The 19,901-nt window shown below is 59.4% G+C and carries 19 protein-coding genes; 10 read left to right on the plus strand and 9 right to left on the minus strand.

Going from position 1 to position 19,901, the window contains the following annotated elements:
- Positions 1-58: 58 nt before the first annotated feature.
- The 6 genes from HDE72_RS14925 to purB form a co-directional block, all read right to left on the minus strand.
- The gene (locus HDE72_RS14925) at positions 59-2,212 is read right to left on the minus strand and encodes a S46 family peptidase (protein ID WP_183742251.1); all 2,154 of its coding nucleotides are present in this window, start codon (positions 2,210-2,212) and stop codon (positions 59-61) included.
- Positions 2,213-2,510: 298 nt separating this feature from the next.
- On the minus strand, positions 2,511-2,780 hold the full coding sequence (locus HDE72_RS14930) for a GlsB/YeaQ/YmgE family stress response membrane protein (protein WP_183681476.1): 270 nt from the start codon (positions 2,778-2,780) through the stop codon (positions 2,511-2,513).
- Between the two features lie 152 nt (positions 2,781-2,932).
- On the minus strand, positions 2,933-3,505 hold the full coding sequence (locus HDE72_RS14935) for a YceI family protein (protein WP_183742253.1): 573 nt from the start codon (positions 3,503-3,505) through the stop codon (positions 2,933-2,935).
- A 46-nt stretch (positions 3,506-3,551) separates the two neighbouring features.
- On the minus strand, positions 3,552-4,106 hold the full coding sequence (locus tag HDE72_RS14940; RefSeq protein WP_183742255.1) for a YceI family protein: 555 nt from the start codon (positions 4,104-4,106) through the stop codon (positions 3,552-3,554).
- 53 nt (positions 4,107-4,159) lie between these two features.
- A complete protein-coding gene (locus HDE72_RS14945) occupies positions 4,160-4,684 on the minus strand; it encodes a cytochrome b (protein WP_183742257.1) in 525 nt (174 codons plus the stop codon).
- 178 nt (positions 4,685-4,862) lie between these two features.
- Positions 4,863-6,242 (minus strand): adenylosuccinate lyase, encoded by a 1,380-nt coding sequence (gene purB / locus HDE72_RS14950; RefSeq protein ID WP_183742259.1) that lies wholly within the window; start codon positions 6,240-6,242, stop codon positions 4,863-4,865.
- A gap of 220 nt (positions 6,243-6,462) precedes the next feature.
- On the opposite strand from purB, the gene HDE72_RS14955 reads away from it, so the two are divergent.
- The 5 genes from HDE72_RS14955 to HDE72_RS14975 all read left to right on the plus strand — a co-directional run bounded on the left by HDE72_RS14955 (position 6,463) and on the right by HDE72_RS14975 (position 14,024).
- Positions 6,463-7,077 (plus strand): glutathione S-transferase N-terminal domain-containing protein, encoded by a 615-nt coding sequence (locus HDE72_RS14955; protein WP_183742261.1) that lies wholly within the window; start codon positions 6,463-6,465, stop codon positions 7,075-7,077.
- Positions 7,078-7,098: 21 nt separating this feature from the next.
- Positions 7,099-8,133 carry a LacI family DNA-binding transcriptional regulator gene (locus HDE72_RS14960; RefSeq protein WP_183742263.1) on the plus strand — a complete coding sequence of 345 codons (1,035 nt, stop codon included), beginning with the start codon at positions 7,099-7,101 and terminating at the stop codon, positions 8,131-8,133.
- Positions 8,134-8,427: 294 nt separating this feature from the next.
- Positions 8,428-10,755, plus strand: coding sequence for a TonB-dependent receptor domain-containing protein (locus HDE72_RS14965; protein ID WP_183742265.1), 2,328 nt, complete (start codon positions 8,428-8,430; stop codon positions 10,753-10,755).
- A gap of 38 nt (positions 10,756-10,793) precedes the next feature.
- The gene (locus HDE72_RS14970) at positions 10,794-12,671 is read left to right on the plus strand and encodes an alpha-amylase family protein (RefSeq protein ID WP_260176706.1); all 1,878 of its coding nucleotides are present in this window, start codon (positions 10,794-10,796) and stop codon (positions 12,669-12,671) included.
- Positions 12,672-12,686: 15 nt separating this feature from the next.
- The gene (locus HDE72_RS14975; protein ID WP_183742267.1) at positions 12,687-14,024 is read left to right on the plus strand and encodes an MFS transporter; all 1,338 of its coding nucleotides are present in this window, start codon (positions 12,687-12,689) and stop codon (positions 14,022-14,024) included.
- A 51-nt stretch (positions 14,025-14,075) separates the two neighbouring features.
- On the opposite strand, the gene bfr is transcribed toward HDE72_RS14975, so the two are convergent.
- Positions 14,076-14,552 (minus strand): bacterioferritin, encoded by a 477-nt coding sequence (bfr, locus tag HDE72_RS14980; protein ID WP_183681453.1) that lies wholly within the window; start codon positions 14,550-14,552, stop codon positions 14,076-14,078.
- A 407-nt stretch (positions 14,553-14,959) separates the two neighbouring features.
- Between bfr and HDE72_RS14985 the strand changes: the two genes are divergently transcribed.
- Positions 14,960-15,640 carry a Fe2+-dependent dioxygenase gene (locus tag HDE72_RS14985; protein WP_183742268.1) on the plus strand — a complete coding sequence of 227 codons (681 nt, stop codon included), beginning with the start codon at positions 14,960-14,962 and terminating at the stop codon, positions 15,638-15,640.
- Between the two features lie 187 nt (positions 15,641-15,827).
- Here HDE72_RS14985 and HDE72_RS14990 read toward each other — a convergent pair whose 3' ends face one another.
- Together HDE72_RS14990 and HDE72_RS14995 are read right to left on the minus strand one after the other, a co-directional pair.
- Positions 15,828-16,538: an energy transducer TonB gene (locus HDE72_RS14990; protein ID WP_260176707.1), complete on the minus strand. Its 711-nt coding sequence runs from the start codon at positions 16,536-16,538 to the stop codon at positions 15,828-15,830.
- Positions 16,539-16,549: 11 nt separating this feature from the next.
- Entirely contained in the window at positions 16,550-16,765 is a 216-nt protein-coding gene (locus HDE72_RS14995; protein WP_183742270.1) for a (2Fe-2S)-binding protein, read from the minus strand.
- Positions 16,766-17,166: 401 nt separating this feature from the next.
- Here HDE72_RS14995 and HDE72_RS15000 point away from each other — a divergent pair, with 401 nt between their 5' ends.
- The 4 genes from HDE72_RS15000 to HDE72_RS15015 all read left to right on the plus strand — a co-directional run bounded on the left by HDE72_RS15000 (position 17,167) and on the right by HDE72_RS15015 (position 19,874).
- Positions 17,167-17,451: a FeoA family protein gene (locus HDE72_RS15000; RefSeq protein WP_183681445.1), complete on the plus strand. Its 285-nt coding sequence runs from the start codon at positions 17,167-17,169 to the stop codon at positions 17,449-17,451.
- Positions 17,452-17,453: 2 nt separating this feature from the next.
- Positions 17,454-19,355, plus strand: a complete 1,902-nt coding sequence (gene feoB, locus HDE72_RS15005; RefSeq protein ID WP_183742272.1) for a ferrous iron transporter B — start codon at positions 17,454-17,456, stop codon at positions 19,353-19,355.
- A gap of 9 nt (positions 19,356-19,364) precedes the next feature.
- The gene (locus HDE72_RS15010; RefSeq protein WP_183742274.1) at positions 19,365-19,640 is read left to right on the plus strand and encodes a hypothetical protein; all 276 of its coding nucleotides are present in this window, start codon (positions 19,365-19,367) and stop codon (positions 19,638-19,640) included.
- Positions 19,641-19,712: 72 nt separating this feature from the next.
- Positions 19,713-19,874 carry a hypothetical protein gene (locus tag HDE72_RS15015; protein ID WP_183742276.1) on the plus strand — a complete coding sequence of 54 codons (162 nt, stop codon included), beginning with the start codon at positions 19,713-19,715 and terminating at the stop codon, positions 19,872-19,874.
- The last annotated feature ends 27 nt before the right edge of the window (positions 19,875-19,901 follow it).

The following is a 19,901-nucleotide window of genomic DNA, read 5'->3' on the forward strand; positions in this document are numbered from 1 at the left end:
GGAGTGGCTCAGCTTACAAGCACCCGTTGCCGGGCTTGTTGTTATTGTTGTCAGGCAATTACTCTACGCCCATTTCTTTCAGCAGGTTATCTGCATGATCGACGTGTTTCATGTTCCACAGGATGTAGCGCAGGTCGACCTGGATCGAACGCGTGTTGGCCTTGTTGTAATCCCAGTCGGAAATGATCGAGTCCAGCGTGCCGTCGAATGCCAGGCCGATGAATTCGCCTTTCGAGTTCAGGGCTGCCGAACCGGAATTGCCGCCGGTGATGTCCAGGGTTGCCAAGTAGTCGACTGGTACGGTTTTCAGTTTAGGATCGACGTATTTACCGAAGTCCTTCGCCTTGATCGCTGCCAGTTGTTTCGCTGGTGCATTGAACTCGCCTTCGCCAGTCGCTTTTGCCACGACGCCATTGACGGTGGTAAAGGCCGTCCAGGCCGTGCCATCCACGCCATGGTCGCGGCCGGCGACGCGGCCGAAGGTCACGCGCAAGGTGCTGTTGGCGTCAGGGTAGACCGCCTGGCCTTTGCTCTTCATGTAAGCGATTTTTGCTTTCATGTAGTTGGCATAGGTTTGCTGGATCTTGCCGGCCAGTTCTTCATCTTCCGCTTCGTTTTTCAGCGAATCTGGGTACAGGGCAACAGCAGCCTGGATGAAGGTGTCGTGGCTGGCCTGGAATTCAGCTGGTGTGCGTTTCAACCATGCTGCGCGCTCTTCCTTGTCGGCCAGTTTGCTGCCGGCATACAGTTTGTCCAGCGCAGCGGCCAGGTCGGCTTGCGACATGCCATCCTTGATGCCGATGGCGGCGTCGAAGCTGGCGCGGCGTTGTGCTGCTGGCTCGGCGGCGTACTTGGTCAGGCTGTTCAGTACCAGCGCCTTGTCGACTTTTTCATCGTAGGTGCGCTCAACCGAAGTGATGCTTGAGGTCAGGCGTGGCAGGTCGCGCGTCTGGTAGCCGGACTTGCGCTCGGTATCAGGCTTGGTGCTTTCATTGGCCAGACGGTACAGGCTGCGTGCCGTGCTCAGCAGGCGTGGCTGCGAGTAGCTCAGGAAGAAATCGCGCTTGGTGTCGGCATCGCGCTCGGCGATCAGCTTTTCCACTTGCTCGATATCGTTCGCGTATTCAGCCTTGCGTGCCGGATTGGCGTTGACCCAGGCTTTCAGCTCTTCATGTTCCTTGGTCTTGCGTGCCAGGAAGTCGCTGCCCGCGTAGGAATCGATCATGCCCTGGCGGTTTTTGTAGTAATTGTTCACGCCAGCAACTTGACCCGCGTATTTCAGGGCAACATCTTTGTTGTCCTTGGTTTCGCGCGCGATGATGGCCAGTGTTTCGCCCGATGCTTTCACGAAAGCCGGGTAGTTCCAGTCAAAGGTGTAAGCTACTTCCGATGGCAGGCGGTGACGGTTGGTGCGGCCTGGGTAGCCCAGCGCCATCACGAAGTCGCCTTCTTTCAAGCCATCTTTGGCCAGTTTCAACACGTGTTTCGGGTGATATGGAACGTTGTCCTTGCTGTAGTCGGCCGCTTTGCCGTCGCGGCTGACATAGGCGCGGTAGAAACCGTAGTCGCCCGTGTGGCGTGGCCACATCCAGTTATCGGTGTCGCCGCCGAATTTGCCCACGCCCGCTGGAGGCGCGTGCACCAGGCGCACGTCGCGGATTTCCAGTTGCTTGATCAGGTAGAACTCCAGGCCGCCGTAATAGGCCGACACGGTGCAGCGGAAACCGGCATCTTTTTCGCATTCTGCGACCAGGGATTTCTGGTTTTTCTCGATAGCGTCGATGCGTGCCTTGCCTTGCAGCTTGGCCACGTCGGCGGTGATGATCTTGTCGCTGACATTGGTCACGGCCGTGGTCACGAAGATGCGGCTGCCTGGGGCGGCCGGCAATTCTTCAGCATACGTTTTTGCCAGGAAACCATTGGCCAGGTAATCGTGTTCCTTGGTCGAATTGACGGCCACGCTGTTGTAGACGCAATGGTGGTTGGTGGCAACCAGGCCTTCAGGCGACACAAACGATGCCGAGCAGCCACCCAGGCTGACGATCGCGCCCATCGGGAACTCGGTCAGCTTGGTCAGGGTAGCCGGGTCCAGTTTCAGGCCGGCCGCTTTCAATTCCTTGGCTACTTGTGGCAGCTGTTGTGGCATCCACATGCCTTCATCGGCGTGTGCGAAGTTGCTCAGGATAGCGAGCGCAATCAGGGATTTTTTCATTCGAGTTCTGTTCTTTTACGTGTAGGGAAGTCGGAATCAGCGTGTTGCCCGGTGATAAAAGTCAGCGGGCGACATAGAGTATCCCCACCGAATCGTGACTAGTCAATCACATTTTCCGTATGGCATGGGAAATATTGGTATCAAATACATAATAACTATGCCTTTTTACTGGGCAGTAAGCCCGCGCAAAGCCGCATTTTTGCTTGTGATGGCTGTGGTATTGTCCAGACAACTTTCTTGCGTGCAATAAAAAAGCCGGGACTGCTTGCAGCCCGGCCTTGATGGGGAAGTTGGTGGCTTAACGAAGTTTGCCGCGGCGTAAAAGATTCACGATGCCCAGCAAGATGACGGCGCCCAGGAAAGACACCAGCAGCGAGGACAGGCTGAAATTGTCGCTATTGATGGTGCCGGTGCCAAACAATGGCGCCAATAGCCAGCCGCCCAAGAAGGCGCCGACGATGCCGACCACGATGTTGAGGAAGATGCCTTGTTGCGCATCGGTTTTCATGACCATGCTGGCCAGCCAGCCGATCACGCCGCCGATGACGATCCAGATAATGAAGTTCATATACTCCTCCGAGGGGTGGTGAAGATGATGACAATGCCGATGCTAGTCTGGTAGTGATTTGATATTGGTGCCGCACGATAGGAAAATTGGGCAAAAAAAGCCCGCCTGGCTGCGAACAGCGAGGCGGGCCTTGATCTGGAGGCGCGTAAAACTTAGTCTGCCTTGATGGCTTCCACCTGGATCGCCAGTTTGACTTCTGGCGAGAACGCCGGCAAACCGAAGTTCATGCCGAAGTCGCTGCGCTTGAACTGGGCTGTCGCATTGGCGCCGCACACTTCGCGCTTGTAGCGTGGGTTGACTGCGCATTTGAAGCGGTCGACCGTCAGGGTCACAGGCTTGGTGACGCCCAGCAAGGTCAGTTCGCCATCGACTTCGACCAGTTGATCGCCGTTAAATTTGAACGATTTGCTCTTGTAGCTGATTTCCGGGAATTTCTCCACGTTGAACAGTTCTGGCTTTTTCGCCTGCGCATTCATCGCTTCGAGGCCGAAATCGATGGAGCTGGCATCGATCACCAAGTCCACGCTGCCAGTCTTGGCGGCGCGGTCCAGGGTGATCGTACCTTTGCTCTTGTTGAGCTTGCCGCGCCAGAAAGACATGCCGCCGTGATCAGCTTCGAAGCTGGGGAAGGTGTGCGTTGGGTCGATGTTATACGTATCGGCGGCCATGGCCGAACCCGCGCTGGCGGCTGCCAGCATGGCGATCATCAAGTGCGAAAGTTTCATGGATATCCTAGGATTGAACAGTTTTTGGGTTGTTTTGAATCAAGTCTTACTGTGTTACCACATGGAACTTAATTGTGACCTCGTCTGCGACCATGCTGGTGTCTTTCCATTCGCCTTCACCGATGTTGTAGGTCAGGCGCTTGATCGGCAGCACGCCGTCAAAGGTGTATTTGCCGCCATCGGCTTTCACGCTCAGCGGGAACGTCACGTCGGTGGCTTTGCCCTTGATATTGAGCTTGCCCGTCACCGTCAGTTTGCCGGCGCCGGCAGCCTTGATGCTGCTCGATACAAAGGTGGCTTTCGGGAACTGGGCCGCGTTGAACCATTCCTTTTTAGCTACTTCCTTGTTGTATTCCGGATCGCCGATATCGATGCTGGCCGCGTCGATTTCTACCGTGGCCTTCGAGGCGTCCGGCGTGGCCGGGTTGTAATCGATGGAGGCAGTGAATTTCTTGAACTTCGCTTCTACCGGTACATTCATTTGCTTGAAGGTGGCCGATACGCTGCTCTTGGCAGTGTCGGCTTTCAGGACAGTGGCGGCGGTGGCGGCGAGGGACAGGCCCATCAGGGAGGCCAGTGCGACTTTGTGGGTGAGTTTCATCGTGAGTTTCCTGGGTAGTCAGTAAGCAAGGTAGGGGCTGGAAATGCTGAGGGTTACGGCAGCATGCGCTTGAGCACGCCGTCGCGGTCGATGAACTGGTGCTTGAGCGCTGCCAGTACGTGAGCGGCCACGGCAGCGGCCATCGTCATGTTAAGAACATAATGAATTTCTTTTAAAAGTGGCTTAAGTTCCGGGTTCGGGCCCATGAAGACGGGCAGCTGGAACAGACCCAGATACACCACGGGCACGCCGGCCGACAGCGTGTACAGGTAGCCAGAAACCGGCACGGCAAAGATCAGGATGTAGAGCAGTATGTGCATGCCATCGGCAGCTTTCTTTTGCCATGTAGCCATGCTGGCCGGATGCGGTGGCGGCACGTTAGCCTTGCGCCACAGCAAGCGGATGGCGGCAATCGCCAATACCGTTACGCCCAGCCATTTATGCCAGGAAAAGTATTTCAGTTTCGCCGGCGTCAAGCCAGGAATGTCGGTCATGACCAGGCCCAGCGTGAAGGCGCTGATGATGAGCAGGGCGGTCAGCCAGTGCAGGATGATGGCGGTGGTGGTGTAGCGTTGCATCGGTGGCTCTCTTGAAATAGTACGTGTTAGGACTAATTCGGCCTAATATACCAAAGAAAAGCAAATTGCGCTGCGTGCTGGAGATTCTACAAGAAAGACAGATAATAAACCGCCGGGCAACAATTTTTGTTGCCCGGCGGTATAAAACTACGTGGATATGAGGCGAGGAGGGTAGGGCTTAGATCGCCTTGGCCAGCTGGGCGGCGATACCAATATAGTTCGCTGGCGTCATCGTCAGCAGTACCTCTTTGGCGTCTTGCGGAATGGCCAGGCCGTTGACGAATTGCTGCAGCGCTTCTTTCGAAATACCCTTGCCGCGCGTCAGCTCTTTAAGCTGTTCGTAAGGATTTTCGATGCCGTAGCGGCGCATGACCGTCTGTACCGGCTCGGCCAGCACTTCCCAGGTCGCATCCAGGTCTTGTGCCAGGCGCGCGTGATTCACTTCCAGCTTGTTCAGGCCGCGCAGGCAGCTGTCGTAAGCCAGCAGGGTGTAACCGAGGCCCACGCCGATATTGCGCAGCACGGTCGAATCGGTCAGGTCGCGCTGCATGCGCGACACTGGCAGTTTTTCCGACAGGTGCTTCAGCACGGCGTTGGCCAGGCCCAGGTTGCCTTCCGAGTTTTCAAAGTCGATCGGGTTGACCTTGTGCGGCATGGTCGACGAGCCGATTTCGCCTGCTTTCAGTTTTTGCTTGAAGTAGCCCAGCGAGACATAGGTCCAGATATCGCGGTTCAAGTCCAGCAGGATGGTGTTGACGCGGGCAAACGCATCAAACAGCTCGGCCATGTAGTCGTGCGGTTCAATCTGGATCGTGTACGGATTGAATACCAGGCCCAGGCGCTGTTCGATGACGGCTTGCGAAAACGCTGGCCAGTCGAAATGCGGGTAGGCGGACAGATGCGCATTGTAGTTACCAACCGCGCCATTCATCTTGCCCAGGATTTCCACTTGGGCGATGCGTTTCACGGCGCGCTGCAGGCGGGCCACGACGTTGGCAAATTCCTTGCCCAGGGTAGTCGGGCTGGCCGTCTGGCCGTGGGTGCGCGACAGCATCGGCACGTCGGCGTTGTCATGGGCGATTTGCGTCAGCTTGGCGATCAGGCCTTGCAGGGCTGGCAGCATCACGCCATCGCGCGCGGCTTTGAGCATCATGCCGTGCGAAGTATTGTTGATATCTTCCGAGGTGCAGGCGAAATGGATGAATTCCGAGGCGGCCACCAGTTCCGGCACGTCCGCGACTTGTTCCTTGAGCCAGTACTCGACCGCCTTGACGTCATGGTTGGTGACCGCTTCGATGGCCTTGATGCGGGCCGCGTCAGCTTCCGAGAAGTCAGCCGCCATTTTGTCGAGCAGGGCGTTCGCTTCTGCCGAGAAGGGCTTGATTTCAGCGAAGCCGGCCAGTGACAGCGCTTGCAGCCAGGAGATTTCCACTTTCACGCGGTGGTGCATGAAGCCGGCTTCGGACAGGATCGGGCGCAGCAAATCGGTCTTGCTGGCGTAGCGGCCGTCGAGCGGAGACAGGGCCGACAGCGTGGAGTACGGAGTAGTAGAAGTCATGAGAGCGGACGCAAGTTAAAGAAACGGTTGGTCTGTGGTGCGCAGGGGAACGGATACAGCGATGCTGCGATTGGCGCCACGATAAAGCGAGATTTTACCACTGCTGGCAGGCTGCCAGCCTGCCGCCTGTGGCTTTTGCCCCCATCCGTGCCTGCCCCGGGCCAAAATGCCCGCGCCCCCGATGCTATACTGATAGTTGCTCCTTCATCATAAAGTCTCCATGAAACTGATCGGTTCCCTCGCCAGCCCCTATGTCCGCAAAGTCCGCATCGTGCTGGCAGAGAAAAAGCTCGACTATGTCTTTGAGCTGGAAAACGTCTGGGTGCCCGAAACGCGCATCGCCCTGGCCAATCCCTTGGGCAAAGTGCCCTGCCTGGTGATGGAAGATGGCAGTGCGCTCATCGATTCACGCGTCATCGTCGAATACCTCGACACGCTCACGCCGGTATGCAAGCTGCTGCCGGCCGGTGGCAATGGCCGCGAACGGGCCGAGATCAAGACCTGGGAAGCGCTGGCCGACGGCATCATGGACGCCGGCGTGCTGGTGCGCCTGGAGCGCACCTTGCGTGCGCCCGAACAGCAAAGCGCGGACTGGATAGCACGCCAGTTGAGCAAGGTCACCCTGGGCCTGGCGGCCATGGAGCAGCGCCTGGGCGCACACGCTTATTGCGCCGGCAAGAACTACACCCTGGGCGACGTGGCCGTGGGCTGCGCGCTGGGCTGGATCAGCTTCCGCTTTCCCGAGATCGACTGGCGCGCTGAACATCCGGGCCTGGCGCTGCTGTTCGACAAACTGTCCGAGCGCCCGTCGTTCAAGGACACGCTGCCGCAGTAAGCGCCAGCACACACGCACCCCATGCAAAAAAGCACCGATACCAAGGCGCAGCAGCGCCTGCAAATGGCCGATATCGCTCGCCTGGCCGGCGTGTCGACGTCGACCGTCTCGCGCGCCTTGAGCGGCAGCCCGCTGGTCAATCAAGAAACCCGCACGCGCGTGATGGAGCTGGCGCGTTCGCTCAATTACTCGATCAATATTGGAGCGCAAAACCTGCGCCTCAAGCAAAACCGCACGGTCGGCGTGGTGGTGCCGTATGACGCGGCCACGCGCCAGCATCTGTCCGATCCGTTTTTTCTCGGCATGCTGGGCAGCCTGGCCGATGCGCTGACCGAGCAGGGTTTCGACATGCTGGTGTCGCGCGTGGATGCGGAAACATTGGACGCGGCAGCCCTGTCTTTCGACAGCGGCCGCGTGATCGGCATCATCCTGATCGGCCAGTGGCGCCACCATGACCAGTTGAACCAGCTGGCGGCGCGCCAGGTACCGATTGTTGTCTGGGGCGCGCAGCTGCCGCAGCAGCTGTATTGCACGGTTGGCGGCGACAACGTGGCCGGTGGCCGTCTGGCCACCGAACATCTGCTGGACCAGGGCCGCCGCCGCATCGCTTTTTTTGGCGACATCAACCTGCCCGAAGTGGCGCAGCGCCATCAGGGGTATCTGGAAGCGCTGGCCGCGCGCGGTGTCGAGCGCGATGAGCACTTGTATGTGGCCGGTTCCTTTTTGCCGCAGGGTGGCGCGCTGGCAGTGCAGCAATTGGTCAAACGTGGCTTGAGCTTTGACGCCATCTTTGCCTGCAGCGATTTGCTGGCCATGAGCGCGATCAGCGCCTTGCGCCAGCATGGCTTGCCGGTGCCGGAACAGGTGGCCGTGGTCGGCTACGACGATATTGAACTGGCCGCCTATTTCCACCCGCCCTTGAGCACCGTGCGCCAGCCGATGCGCGCCGCCGGACGGGCGCTGGTGTCCTCCTTGCTGGCGCTGGTCGATGGTGCGCCGCTGGCGTCGCAGCAGTTGCCGACCGAACTCGTGGTGCGCGCATCGAGCACAAGATAGTCGCTGCAACCGATTGCAATAAATCTTAAATTCCCATCTATTTTCATGTTGCGCCGCAGCATGAAAGCCTTGCCATTTCCAGCAATATCCTGCATTTCTCCTAGATAAAGTTCCGTGCTTTTGCGTAAAAACAACGCAATTCGCATGTTGCGGCGCCTCGATGCAATCGATTGCAATAAATTCCCATTCGTTCAATAATGGCGTAACTGTTCAGCGTGTGCGCCCGGTGCGTAACGGACTGGACTGATAACAGAGGCCGCCACGATGCGGCCGCGCACAACAACGGAGACAAAGATGGACACACGTATTGCCAAACTTGGCTGCATGGCCGCGGCCGTCGCAGTCGCGATGCTGCAAATGGGCGCCGCACTGGCGCAGCAAACCACCGACACCTCATCAGCCGTCACACCCGCCGCCCCGGCCGCACCCGCCGATGGCCTGAACCTGGAGCGTGTGGTCGTCACCGGCACGGCCGTGGGCGCGTCGAAAATGAAGTCCAGTAATTCGGTCAGCACCATGGAACTCGACACTATCCTCAACAACGCCCCCACCAGCGCGGCGGAAGTCTTGCGCGCGGTGCCAGGCTTGCGCGCCGAGTCGTCGGGCGGCGAGGGCAATGCCAACATCACCGTGCGCGGCTTGCCGATTTCGGCTGGCGGTTCGCGCTACGTGCAAATGCAGGAAGACGGCTTACCGGTGCTGCAATTTGGCGACTTCAATTTCGCCACGCCAGACAGCTTCGTCAAGATCGATGGCACGCTCGATCACCTGGAAGTGGTGCGCGGCGGCGCTGCCTCGACCCTGGCCACCAACTCGCCGGGCGGCATCATCAACTTCATCAGCAAGAATGGCCAGGATAAAGGCGGCAGCATCGGCATCAGCCGTGGCGTGGGCTACGATGAAACACGCGTCGACTTCGATTACGGCGGCCAGATTTCCGACCGCACCCGCTACTTTATCGGCGGCTCCTACCGCACCGGCGAAGGCATACGCCACACGGGCGTGAACAGCGAAGACGGCGGCCAGGTTCGCGGCAATATCACGCATGAATTCGACAACGGTTTTGTGCGTGTCTCGTTCAAGCACCTGGACGACAAATCGCCGACCGCGCTGCCGGTACCGGTGCAGGTGACGAATGGCCAGATTTCCACCATCCCCGGCATCGATCCGCGCACGGCCAGCTTTTATTCGCCTTACTGGGTACCCGATGTGGTGCTGAACAAGGACAACGGCCATAGCGCCACCAATGTCAATGATGGCCTGCGCGTGCGCAGCGACTCCATCGGCCTGGAATCGTCGTTCAATCTGGGTAATGGCTGGAAGCTCAGCGAAAACTTCCGCACCTCGCAAAACTCGGGCCGCTTCACGGGCGTCTTCGCCGGTGATAACGGCCAGGTCGGCAACTACGTTTTCGCCAGCGGACCAACCGCAGGCCAGGCCTACAATGGCCGCGCGTTTTCCGCCGTGGTATTCAACACCTCGATCGACAAGGCCGGCAATACTCTGAGCGACACCAAGCTGGCCAAGACGTTTGACGTCAGCGGCGGCAAACTGACCACCACCGCCGGCCTGTATCTGTCGGACCAGAAGCTGGGCCTGACCTGGAACTTCAACCAGTATCTGATGCAGGCGACGGGCGACAAGCCGGCACTGCTGCAAACGGCCAGCGCCACGCCGGGCCTGATCGGTCCAGCGTTCGGCGCCTGCTGCTCGCGCGCCATCGATGTCGACTACAAGACCACCTCGCCATATCTGAACCTGGGCTGGGAAAGCGGCCCGCTGAACTTTGACGCCAGCGTGCGCCAGGACCGCCAGCGCGCCAGCGGCACGGCCAATATGGCCACCGCCAATGCGAGCGGCGCGCTGCAGTATCAGCCCGGCACGGTGGAGAAAGTCGACTATGCGCTCAACCACACTTCGTATTCGGTGGGCGGCAATTACCAGCTGCAGAAAAACCTGGCTGTATTTGCCCGCGTCAGCGAAGGCGTGGCCTTCAATGCCGACCGTATCCTGTTCGGCACGCCGCTCGATGGCACGGCGCCCGTCAACATCAACACCGTCAAGCAGATCGAAGGCGGCGTGAAATGGCGCCAGGGTCCGATCAGCGCTTTCGTGACCGTGTTCCAGGCGAAAACCAGGGAAAGCAATTACGAAGCGACCACCCAGATCACCACCGCCAACGATTACGACGCCAAGGGCGTGGAACTGGAAACGGCCTACAGCGCCGGCGCCTTCCACATCACGGGCGGCCTGACCTACACCCATGCGCGCATCACGGGCACCGCCCCTGGCGATGAATCGGTGATCGGCAACAGCCCACGCCGCCAGGCGCCGGTGGTCTACCAGTTGGCGCCGACCTATGAAATGGGCAACGCCACCTTTGGCGCCACCTATATCGGCACGGGTAAATCGTGGGGTGACGATGCGCATACCATCATCCTGCCTGCTTACCAGGTGCTGAACGCCTTCATCAATTACCAGATCACGCCGCAAACCCAGGTCTCGCTGAGCGCCAACAACCTGCTCGACAAGATCGGCTACACGGAAGTGGAAAGCGATGGCCATGCGGCGCGTTCGATCACGGGCCGTTCCGCCAAGGTCAGCCTCAAATACACGTTTTAAACGCTGTTTCAAACCCTGTTTTACACTGGATCGTACTTATGATGTCTGACCTGACGCCGCTTGAGCGTTTGCTGGAGCCCCTGCCCACCGCGTTGCGCGCCGAGGCGGCGCGCCGCTACGCGCGGCACGAAACCGTGCTGTTCGAGCGCCTGGCGCGGCTGTATGGTGGCCGCCGCGATTTCCTGCCCTGGTTTTGCGACCTGATGGAAAGCCTGGGCCGGCTGCATGCGGCCCGTCCGGCGGTGTTGCTGCAGCTCGATGCCGAACGGCTGCTCCAGCCAGACTGGTTTGCCAGCCAGTCCATGCTGGGCTACAGCACGTATGTGCAGCGCTTCGGCGGCAACCTGAATGGCGTGGCGGAGCGCATCCCGCACTTGCGCGAACTGGGCGTGACGTACCTGCATCTGCTGCCATTCCTGCGGCCGCGTGCCGGCGAAAGCGATGGCGGCTTTGCGGTGGCCAGTTTCGATGAAGTCGATCCTGAACTGGGCAGCAATGCGGACCTGGAGGCATTGACGGCGCAGTTGCGCGAGTCCGGCATCAGCCTGTGTTCAGACCTGATTTTGAACCACGTGGCTGATGACCATGCCTGGGCGCTGGGTGCAAAGCAGGGCGATCCGCTGCTGCGCGAATTCTTCCACACCTACCCGGACCGCGACATGCCGGACCGCTATGAAGCAACCCTGGGCCAGATATTCCCGCAGGCGGCGCCCGGCAATTTCACTTTCGATGGCTCGCTGCAGCGCTGGGTCTGGACCACGTTCTACCCATATCAATGGGATCTGAACTACGCCAACCCCGCCGTATTTACGGCCATGATATGCGCCATGCTGGGCCTGGCCAACCGGGGCGTGGAAGTATTTCGCCTCGATTCCACCGCCTTTTTGTGGAAGCGCGAGGGTACGGACTGCATGAACCAGCCGGAAGCGCATTGGCTGCTGCAAGCCATGCGCGCCATCGTCGATATCGTTGCGCCGGGCGTGTTGATGAAGGCCGAAGCCATCGTGGCCACGCCGAAACTGCCTGCGTATTTTGGCAGCGAGGGTAACGGTGGCGCGCCTGAATGCCATATCGCCTACCACAGCAGCCTGATGGCGGCCGGCTGGGGCGCGCTGGCCGAACAGAATACGGACTTGCTGCGCGCAGTGGTGCGTGCCACGCCAGCGCTGCCGCCCTCGGCATGCTGGCTCAGTTATGTGCGCTGCCACGACGACATCGGCTGGAACGTGCTCTTGAATGAAGCGGGAGAAAATGGCCCGGCGCGCCCGGCGCGCCTGGCGCGCATCGCCAGCTTTTTCGCGGGCGCCAATGGCAGTTATGCGCGCGGCGATGCCTTCCAGAGCAGCAGCTTGGATAAGGCGCATGGCAGCAATGGCATGGCCGCCTCGCTGACGGGGCTGGAAAGCGCAGCCGATACGCAGCAGACCGAATTCGCCCTGCGCCGTTTGCTGCTGCTGCATGGCCTGGCGCTCAGTTTTGGCGCCTTGCCGATGCTGTACATGGGCGATGAGCTGGGCATGACGAATGACTATTCCTATATCAAGCGGCCCGACCGCGCCATGGATAGCCGCTGGCTGCAGCGCCCGCCGTTTGACGACAGCCTGCTGGCTTTGCGCCACGACAGCGGCAGCGTCACGGGACGATTATTTTCAGGTCTGCGCCAACTGATCGCCTTGCGCAGCCGGCACGATGCGCTGGCTGCCGGTGCACCGCGCACCTTGCTGCCTTCCAGTGATGGCGCCGTGCTGGCATTGATGCGCGGGCCAGACTTCCTGAACCTGAGTAATTTCAGCGGCGACAGCGTGGCGTGCGACTTGCCTGAGGGCCGCTGGCGCGATGGCGTCAGTGGCGTGGAAGTCAGCGGTAAGGTGAGCTTGCCACCATGGGCTATGCTGTGGCTTGAGCGTACCGTTTAATCTATCGGGAACCATATGAGCGCCAAGGGATATACGACGACGCTGCACAAACCGCATCTGTCGTTCTGGCAGATCGTCAATATGAACATCGGATTCTTCGGCATCCAGTTCAGTTTTGGGCTGCAGCAAAGCAGCATGAGCCCGATCTATAACTACCTGGGCGCCGATGCGGCCAGCCTGCCCTATCTGTGGCTGGCCGGTCCCATGACGGGCTTGCTGGTGCAGCCGATTATCGGCGCCATGAGCGACCGTACCGTCACGCGCTGGGGCCGGCGCACGCCGTATTTCCTGATCGGCGCCATTCTGTGCAGCCTCGGCCTGCTTGCCATGCCCTTCAGCCCGACCCTGTGGATGGCGGCCAGCCTGCTGTGGATACTCGACGCGGCCAACAATGTGACGATGGAGCCGTACCGCGCTTTCGTCAGCGACAAGCTCGATAAAAAACAGCACTCGATCGGCTTTCTGACCCAGAGCGCCTTTACGGGACTGGGGCAGACGCTGGCCTATCTGACGCCATCGTTGCTGGTGGTGTTCGGCATGAACAAGGATGCCGTCAACAGCAGCCACATACCGCATATCGTGATCGTCGCCTTCATGATAGGCGCCTTCTTTTCGATCGCCTCGGTGTTGTGGACTTTGAAGACCACGCCGGAACACCCGTTGACGCCGGACGAACTGCAAGAGATACGCGCGCGGCCGCCGGGCTGGCGCCATATGCTGGGCGATATCGTGCTGGCCGTGCGTGAAATGCCACCGACCATGAAGCAGCTGGCAGTGGTGAAACTGTTCCAGTGGTATGCGCTGTTTTGCTATTGGCAGTACATCACGCTGTCGCTGTCGACCACCATGTTCCACACCACCGATCCCGCTTCGCAGGGCTTTCGCGACGCGGGTTTGCTGACAGGGCAGGTGGGGGCGTTTTATAACTTCATCGCCTTTATCGCGGCCTTTGCGCTGGTGCCGTTCACGCGCCGTTTCGGTCCGAAAATCATGCACAGCATCTGCCTGACGGCGGCCGGCATCGGCATGCTGTGTTTGCCGCTGATCCATAGCGAAGCGATGCTGCTGATACCGATGGTGGGTATCGGCCTGGCGTGGGCCAGCATCATGGGCAATCCCTACATCATGCTGGCCGGCAGCATACCGCCCGAGCGCACGGGCGTCTACATGGGCATCTTCAATATGTTCATCGTGATCCCGATGATCATCCAGATTTTTACGCTGCCGCTGTATTACCACAGCTGGCTGGGTGGCAATCCGGAAAACGTGATCCGCCTGGCGGGCGCCTTGCTGCTGTGCGCAGCGGTGGCCGTGTTGTTCGTCAAACTCAAGGCGACAAACAGGCGGGCGTAAAAAAACCGGCATAAAGCCGGTTTTTTCTGTACGTCTGACAAGCTGCGGGGATTATTCCTCGACAGCCATCTGGCTTTGCAGGTAGTTCTGGATGCCGACTTTGGCTATCAGGTCGATCTGCGTTTCCAGCCAGTCGATATGCTCTTCCGTATCTTCCAGGATCATCAGGAACAGGTCGCGCGAAACGTAGTCGCCGGCTTTTTCGCAGGTGGCGATGCCTTCCTTGACGGTGACGTGCGCGGCGCGTTCCAGTTTCAGATCGCATTCCAGGATTTCCGGCGTGTTTTCGCCGATTAGCAGCTTGTGCAGCGCTTGCAGGTTAGGCAGGCCGTCGAGCATCAGGATGCGGTCGATCAGCTTGTCGGCGTGTTTCATTTCGCCGATCGATTCTTCGTATTCTTTCTTGCCCAGTTTTTCCAGGCCCCAGTGCTTGTACATGCGTGCATGCAGGAAGTACTGGTTGATGGCGGACAGTTCGTTGGTGAGCTGTGCGTTGAGCAAGCGGATGACTTCTTTATCGCCCTTCATGGGAATTCCTTTGTTCTGTGCTGCGTTTGATGATGAAACCGGGCGCTGTGGCTGCCGCTGCTGGGTGGCGCATGGGCTGCCTGGCGGCGCATCGTGCACCGGTCTCGCTATGCCCGCATGATAACGCAAAATCTTGCGCGTTTTTGATCTGAAACGACGATTTTCCGTATTTTTAACGTAAATAACGTGCGAATAAAACCCATTCTCAAGTACTTCGCCGCATTTCACGAATTTAAATTTGTTAAAGAAAATGAAGGAAATTCTCATTTGCGTTTGCGCTAACTTTTTGGCAAGTATGAATGCGTAGCGTTCTCCGGTTTCTACTCTTTTCCTTGCCCTTTTCTCTGTTTGCTCCAGCCCTCGCGATGCGATAATCACAGGGGAATTTTTCTACAAAGGATAGCAAGATGATGCTGCATATTCCTGGCGTGCTCACGCCAGAGCAGGTGACGCAATTTCGCCAGCGCCTGGCGCAGACGGACTGGGTCGATGGCCGCGCCAGCGTGGGTGCGCAAGGTGCGCAGGTCAAGCGCAACCGCCAGTTGGCCGAAGGCTCGCCGCTGGCGCTGGAACTGGGCGATATCGTCAGCCGGGCCTTGCTGGCCCATCCTCTGTTCTTTGCCGCCGTGCTGCCGTTGCGCATACTGCCGCCGTTCTTCAACAGCTACGCGGGCGGCGAACATTATGGCTTGCATATCGATGGCGCCATCCGCACGCCGAAAGGCGGCATGCAGTCGATGCGCGCCGATGTCTCGTCTACCCTGTTCCTCAGCGAACCGGACGAATACGAGGGCGGCGAGCTGGTGGTGGTCGATTCCTATGGCACGCATGAAGTCAAGCTGCCGGCCGGCGACTTGATCGTCTACCCGTCGAGCAGCGTGCACAAGGTGCTGCCCGTCACCAGCGGTGAGCGTATCTGTTCTTTCCTGTGGACCCAAAGCATGGTGCGCGATGACTGGAAACGGTCGATGCTGTTTGAGCTGGACCAGAATATCCAGCAGGTGCGAGGCGCACATGGCGATTCGGAGGCGACGGTGGGACTGACCGGCCACTATCATAATCTCTTACGCATGTGGGCGGAATTGTAATAGCTTGGTGCAGCATCTGCTGCGAAAAAAAAAGTCTGCCTGGCCCGGGGATGTAGGCTGGCAGACTTGAAACAAGCAAATCGCTTGACGAAAACAGGGCGTAAAAAAGCAAGCAGGGCACGGAGGTGCAATGCTTGCGGGCTGGCTGGGCGATTGGGCCACCAGAACTGGTGGCGGCGCTTGCGGGCTAGCTGATCTGGAAGGTCAGGGGCAGCAGCACGTACACGGGCACGGCCTTGCCGTTTTCTATCATGGGCTTGAACAGCGCGCGTTGCGCAGCCTGGCGGCCCGCTTCATCGAGGTTGTTGTAGCCGGTCGATTTATGGATCAGTATTTGCTCGGGCAAGCCTTTTTCATTGATCAGCACGCGCAACACCACGGTGCCGCTCTCGCCCAGGCGGCGCGACAGATTCGGGTAGATCGGCTGTGGCGGCTTGATGTATTCCACGCTGCTGACGGTGCGCGGCGTGGATGGCGCAGGCGGCGAAGGCGCCGGTGTCGATGGCGCGGCCGGTGCAGTGGTGGCAACTGGCGCCGCTTCGGAGCGTGTCGGCTGCGGCAGCGTGATCGTCGGCTCGGTTGGCGCCACGGCGATCAGTGGCAGCGGCGGGATGACGGCCTGTGGCACCGGAGCGCTCAGCTCCACGGTTTTCGGTACGGCAGGTGCGGGCGGTGTCGGCGGCGCCGGTGGTGCAACGATGCTGACGGTGGTAATGGTGGGCATGGCTGCGCTCACCACGCGGCTCAGCAAACCGCTTTGAATCGCATAGAAGCCGGCGATATGCAGGGCGAGGATAGCCATCAGGGGCACCAGCTTGCTGCGCTTCTTGTCGAAGGTGGCAAATTGTTGCACAGCCTGCACCGTTACGGGTGGTGGCATCATCGTCATGGCGTTCATCGCTTTCTTGTTTAAGTGGTCAGGACGGCGCGCGAAATTACGGTTTCGCGCAGCACGGCAGTCGCATCCAGATGGTCTTTGAGCACTTCCCGCGCACAGGTATGGCATTTGCCACAGCAGGTGGCCACGCCCAAGTTACGCCGTAATTCGGCCATGGTGGACAGGCCAAGATCGACGGCTTGACGGATTTCACGATCAGATATGTTGTTGCAGACACATACAATCATTGATGCACCTTCTGGCTAGATTTGACTTAATTGCATTACGGGAAGAACTTAATGCTTTAAGGAACTGTTGCTATGGTTTTAATGAGAATCATTATCATTACGTTTCATTGTCTCGCAAAGAACAGAACTTTGCAAGCGATTTGATGCATTGCACGCTCAAAAACAGGGCCGGGGGATGGCATGGAATCGAGGGGGCGCGCCGCATGTTTGCAGGCTTGCAAGAGGTTTCTCCTATGAAATGGCGATCCTGCCCGTAAATAAAAACAATTCGCATTCATGTTTATAATGCTGGTATTGTTTTGCACGGTCGGTGCCTGCATACTTTGCGCTGGCCCGGTTGTCGGTATTCCACAACACCACAACAGGCGATGGAATACCCCTCTATATGAACGGAATGGCCCATGACTCAAGTCCCACCCCTGATGACGCTCGATGCACTGGCAGTCGGCCAGAGCGGCACCGTGTTGCATATCACGCCCGTCGCGGCAGACCAGATGGAGGGCGGGGTCGACCTGGCCCGGCGCTTGATGGAGCTGGGATTCGTTCCCGGCGAACATATCCGCATGCTCAAGCGCGGTATTCCCGGTGGCGATCCGCTCGCCATCAAGGTCGGTAATGCCACCTTCGCACTGCGCCGCTTCGAGGCCGCGCTGATTACGATTCAACCGTTGCTTCAACCGGAATAAATATGGGTGCCGTAGAAACTAGCATAGGATCAGGTGTACAGAAATCGCCGCAGCATCCACAAATCGCCCTGCTGGGCAATCCGAACTGCGGCAAGACTGCCCTGTTCAACCGTTTGACGGGCGCGCGCCAGAAAGTGGCGAACTACGCCGGCGTGACCATCGAACGCAAGGAAGGCCATTTCACCTCGCCCGCCGGCAAGCCGGTGCGCATACTCGACTTGCCAGGCGCTTACAGCCTGTCCGCCACCACTCCCGATGAAGCAATCACGCGCGACGTGGTCGGTGGTATGCGCAAGGGCGACCCCCGTCCCGACGCCATCATCTGCGTGGTCGACGCCACCAATTTGCGCCTGAACCTGCGCCTGGTACTGGAAGTACAGCGCCTGGGCCTGCCAATGCTGCTGTCGCTGAACATGACCGACGTGGCGCGCAAGCGCGGCATGGTTATTGACGCGGCCCGCCTGTCCGAGGAACTGGGCATGCCGGTAGTGGAAACGGTCGCGGTGCAGCACGATGGCGAAAAGACCCTGCTCGACGCGATCGACGCCATGCTGCCGCTGCCGCAGGTGGACGCCAAGCCGCTCTCGGCCATCGACACCGTTACGGTCGAAGAAACCCAGCGCGAAGTGCGCCGCATCCTGTCCATCGTCAGCAATGACGTGCGCGACAGCGGCAACCTGACGGAAAAAATCGACAACGTGGTGCTGCACCCGGTGCTCGGCCCCATCATCCTGGCGATATTGATGTTTCTGATCTTCCAGGCCGTATTCGCCTGGGCCGCCACGCCGATGGACATGATTACCGACGGCATGGCCCGCCTGGGCGCGCTGCTGACGGCGAACATGCCTGACGGTCATTTGAAGAGCTTGCTGGTGGAAGGCGTGATCGGCGGCGCCGGCAGCGTGCTGGTATTCCTGCCGCAGATTTTGATCCTGTTCTTCTTTATTCTCAGCCTCGAAGATTGCGGCTACCTGCCACGTGCGGCCTTTTTGCTGGACCGCATGATGGGCGGCGTGGGCTTGTCGGGCCGCGCCTTCATTCCGCTGCTGTCGAGCTTTGCCTGCGCGATTCCCGGCGTGATGGCGGCGCGCACCATCCAGAATCCGCGCGACCGCCTGGTCACCATCATGATCGCGCCCCTGATGACCTGTTCCGCGCGCCTGCCCGTGTATGCGCTGATCATCGCCGCCTTTATTCCCGAACGCGAAGTGTGGGGTTTCCTGAGCCTGCAAGGTCTGGTGCTGTTTACGCTGTACTTCGCCGGCATCGTGTCGGCCATGGCCGTGGCCTGGATCATGAAGCGCGGTATGGGCAGCAGCGGCAAGCAAGCGCTGTTGCTGGAGCTGCCCAGCTATCACTGGCCGCATCTGCGCAACCTGGCGGTCAGCCTGTGGGAACGCGCCAAGATTTTCCTGACGCGCGTCGGTACCATCATCCTGACGTTGATGATCATCCTGTGGTTCCTCAGCACCTTCCCTGGCGCGCCGGAGCACGCCACCCATCCGCCTATCTACTACAGCATGGCCGGCATCCTGGGCCGCGGCCTGGAAGTGATCTTCGCGCCTATCGGCTTCAACTGGCAAATCTGCATTGCGTTGGTGCCGGGCATGGCCGCGCGCGAAGTGGCGGTCGGCGCCCTGGGCACCGTGTATGCGCTGTCGCAAACGGGCGACTCGCTGGCCACCGCACTGAGCCCCTTGATTTCCCAATCGTGGCCACTGTCTACCGCCTTGTCGCTGCTGGCCTGGTATGTATTTGCGCCGCAGTGCCTGTCGACCTTGTCGGTGGTCAAGCGCGAAACGGGCGGCTGGCGCTATCCGCTGATCATGGCCGGCTATATGTTTGCGCTGGCCTACGGCGCGTCCTTCATTACCTACCGCGTCGCCCTCATGTTTGGAGCCTAGGAGCTAATTATGTGGCAAACCATTATTGTCGCCCTGATCGTCGCAGCCGCCTTGCTGCATTTTTCGACCAAGTATTTGCCGGCCGGCGTGCGCCGCGCCATCGTGCGTGGCCTGGTGCGCTGCGGCCTTGATGAGGCGAAGATGTCGAAGCTGTTCAAGGTCGCGCCAGGCTGTGGCAGCGGTTGCGGTTCCTGCGGTTCCTGCGATACGCCGGCGCCGCCGGCGAACACGCCGCCAGCCGATGGCGGCACCAAGCGCGTCATCATGATGCACGTGCAGCGTTAAATTGCCTTCAAGGGTAGCCACGGACGAGTCCGTGGGTTATTCTCGGTCTTTCAGTCCTGACAAGGAGTGGCAATGGCGATACTGTTGACGTTCATGTTTTTGTTTGCGATTGCTACCTGGCTGCTGGCCAAATGGCGCGGCCGGCACGGCGGCGTGTGGTTCGGCATCGGCCTGTTCCTGGGGCCGTTCGCCTTGCTGGCGGTGGCGGCCTTGCCGCCAGTACCGCAGCGCTAAATCCTGATCTGGCACGTAAAAAACCCG

It is taken from the genome of Janthinobacterium saanense (assembly GCF_014200675.1).
Lineage (GTDB): Bacteria > Pseudomonadota > Gammaproteobacteria > Burkholderiales > Burkholderiaceae_D > Janthinobacterium.

Excerpts from the sequence above, each read along its gene's own strand:
- HDE72_RS15010 (WP_183742274.1), top strand. The coding sequence starts at position 19,365 with ATGTGGCAAACCATTATTGTCGCCCTGATCGTCGCAGCCGCCTTGCTG.
- HDE72_RS14965 (WP_183742265.1), top strand. The coding sequence starts at position 8,428 with ATGGACACACGTATTGCCAAACTTGGCTGCATGGCCGCGGCCGTCGCA.
- HDE72_RS14945 (WP_183742257.1), bottom strand. The coding sequence starts at position 4,684 with ATGCAACGCTACACCACCACCGCCATCATCCTGCACTGGCTGACCGCC.
- HDE72_RS14935 (WP_183742253.1), bottom strand. The coding sequence starts at position 3,505 with ATGAAACTTTCGCACTTGATGATCGCCATGCTGGCAGCCGCCAGCGCG.
- HDE72_RS15015 (WP_183742276.1), top strand. The coding sequence starts at position 19,713 with ATGGCGATACTGTTGACGTTCATGTTTTTGTTTGCGATTGCTACCTGG.
- HDE72_RS14930 (WP_183681476.1), bottom strand. The coding sequence starts at position 2,780 with ATGAACTTCATTATCTGGATCGTCATCGGCGGCGTGATCGGCTGGCTG.
- HDE72_RS14975 (WP_183742267.1), top strand. The coding sequence starts at position 12,687 with ATGAGCGCCAAGGGATATACGACGACGCTGCACAAACCGCATCTGTCG.
- HDE72_RS14925 (WP_183742251.1), bottom strand. The coding sequence starts at position 2,212 with ATGAAAAAATCCCTGATTGCGCTCGCTATCCTGAGCAACTTCGCACAC.
- HDE72_RS14985 (WP_183742268.1), top strand. The coding sequence starts at position 14,960 with ATGATGCTGCATATTCCTGGCGTGCTCACGCCAGAGCAGGTGACGCAA.
- HDE72_RS14995 (WP_183742270.1), bottom strand. The coding sequence starts at position 16,765 with ATGATTGTATGTGTCTGCAACAACATATCTGATCGTGAAATCCGTCAA.
- HDE72_RS14990 (WP_260176707.1), bottom strand. The coding sequence starts at position 16,538 with ATGAACGCCATGACGATGATGCCACCACCCGTAACGGTGCAGGCTGTG.
- feoB (WP_183742272.1), top strand. The coding sequence starts at position 17,454 with ATGGGTGCCGTAGAAACTAGCATAGGATCAGGTGTACAGAAATCGCCG.
- purB (WP_183742259.1), bottom strand. The coding sequence starts at position 6,242 with ATGACTTCTACTACTCCGTACTCCACGCTGTCGGCCCTGTCTCCGCTC.
- HDE72_RS15000 (WP_183681445.1), top strand. The coding sequence starts at position 17,167 with ATGACTCAAGTCCCACCCCTGATGACGCTCGATGCACTGGCAGTCGGC.
- HDE72_RS14955 (WP_183742261.1), top strand. The coding sequence starts at position 6,463 with ATGAAACTGATCGGTTCCCTCGCCAGCCCCTATGTCCGCAAAGTCCGC.
- HDE72_RS14960 (WP_183742263.1), top strand. The coding sequence starts at position 7,099 with ATGCAAAAAAGCACCGATACCAAGGCGCAGCAGCGCCTGCAAATGGCC.
- bfr (WP_183681453.1), bottom strand. The coding sequence starts at position 14,552 with ATGAAGGGCGATAAAGAAGTCATCCGCTTGCTCAACGCACAGCTCACC.
- HDE72_RS14970 (WP_260176706.1), top strand. The coding sequence starts at position 10,794 with ATGATGTCTGACCTGACGCCGCTTGAGCGTTTGCTGGAGCCCCTGCCC.
- HDE72_RS14940 (WP_183742255.1), bottom strand. The coding sequence starts at position 4,106 with ATGAAACTCACCCACAAAGTCGCACTGGCCTCCCTGATGGGCCTGTCC.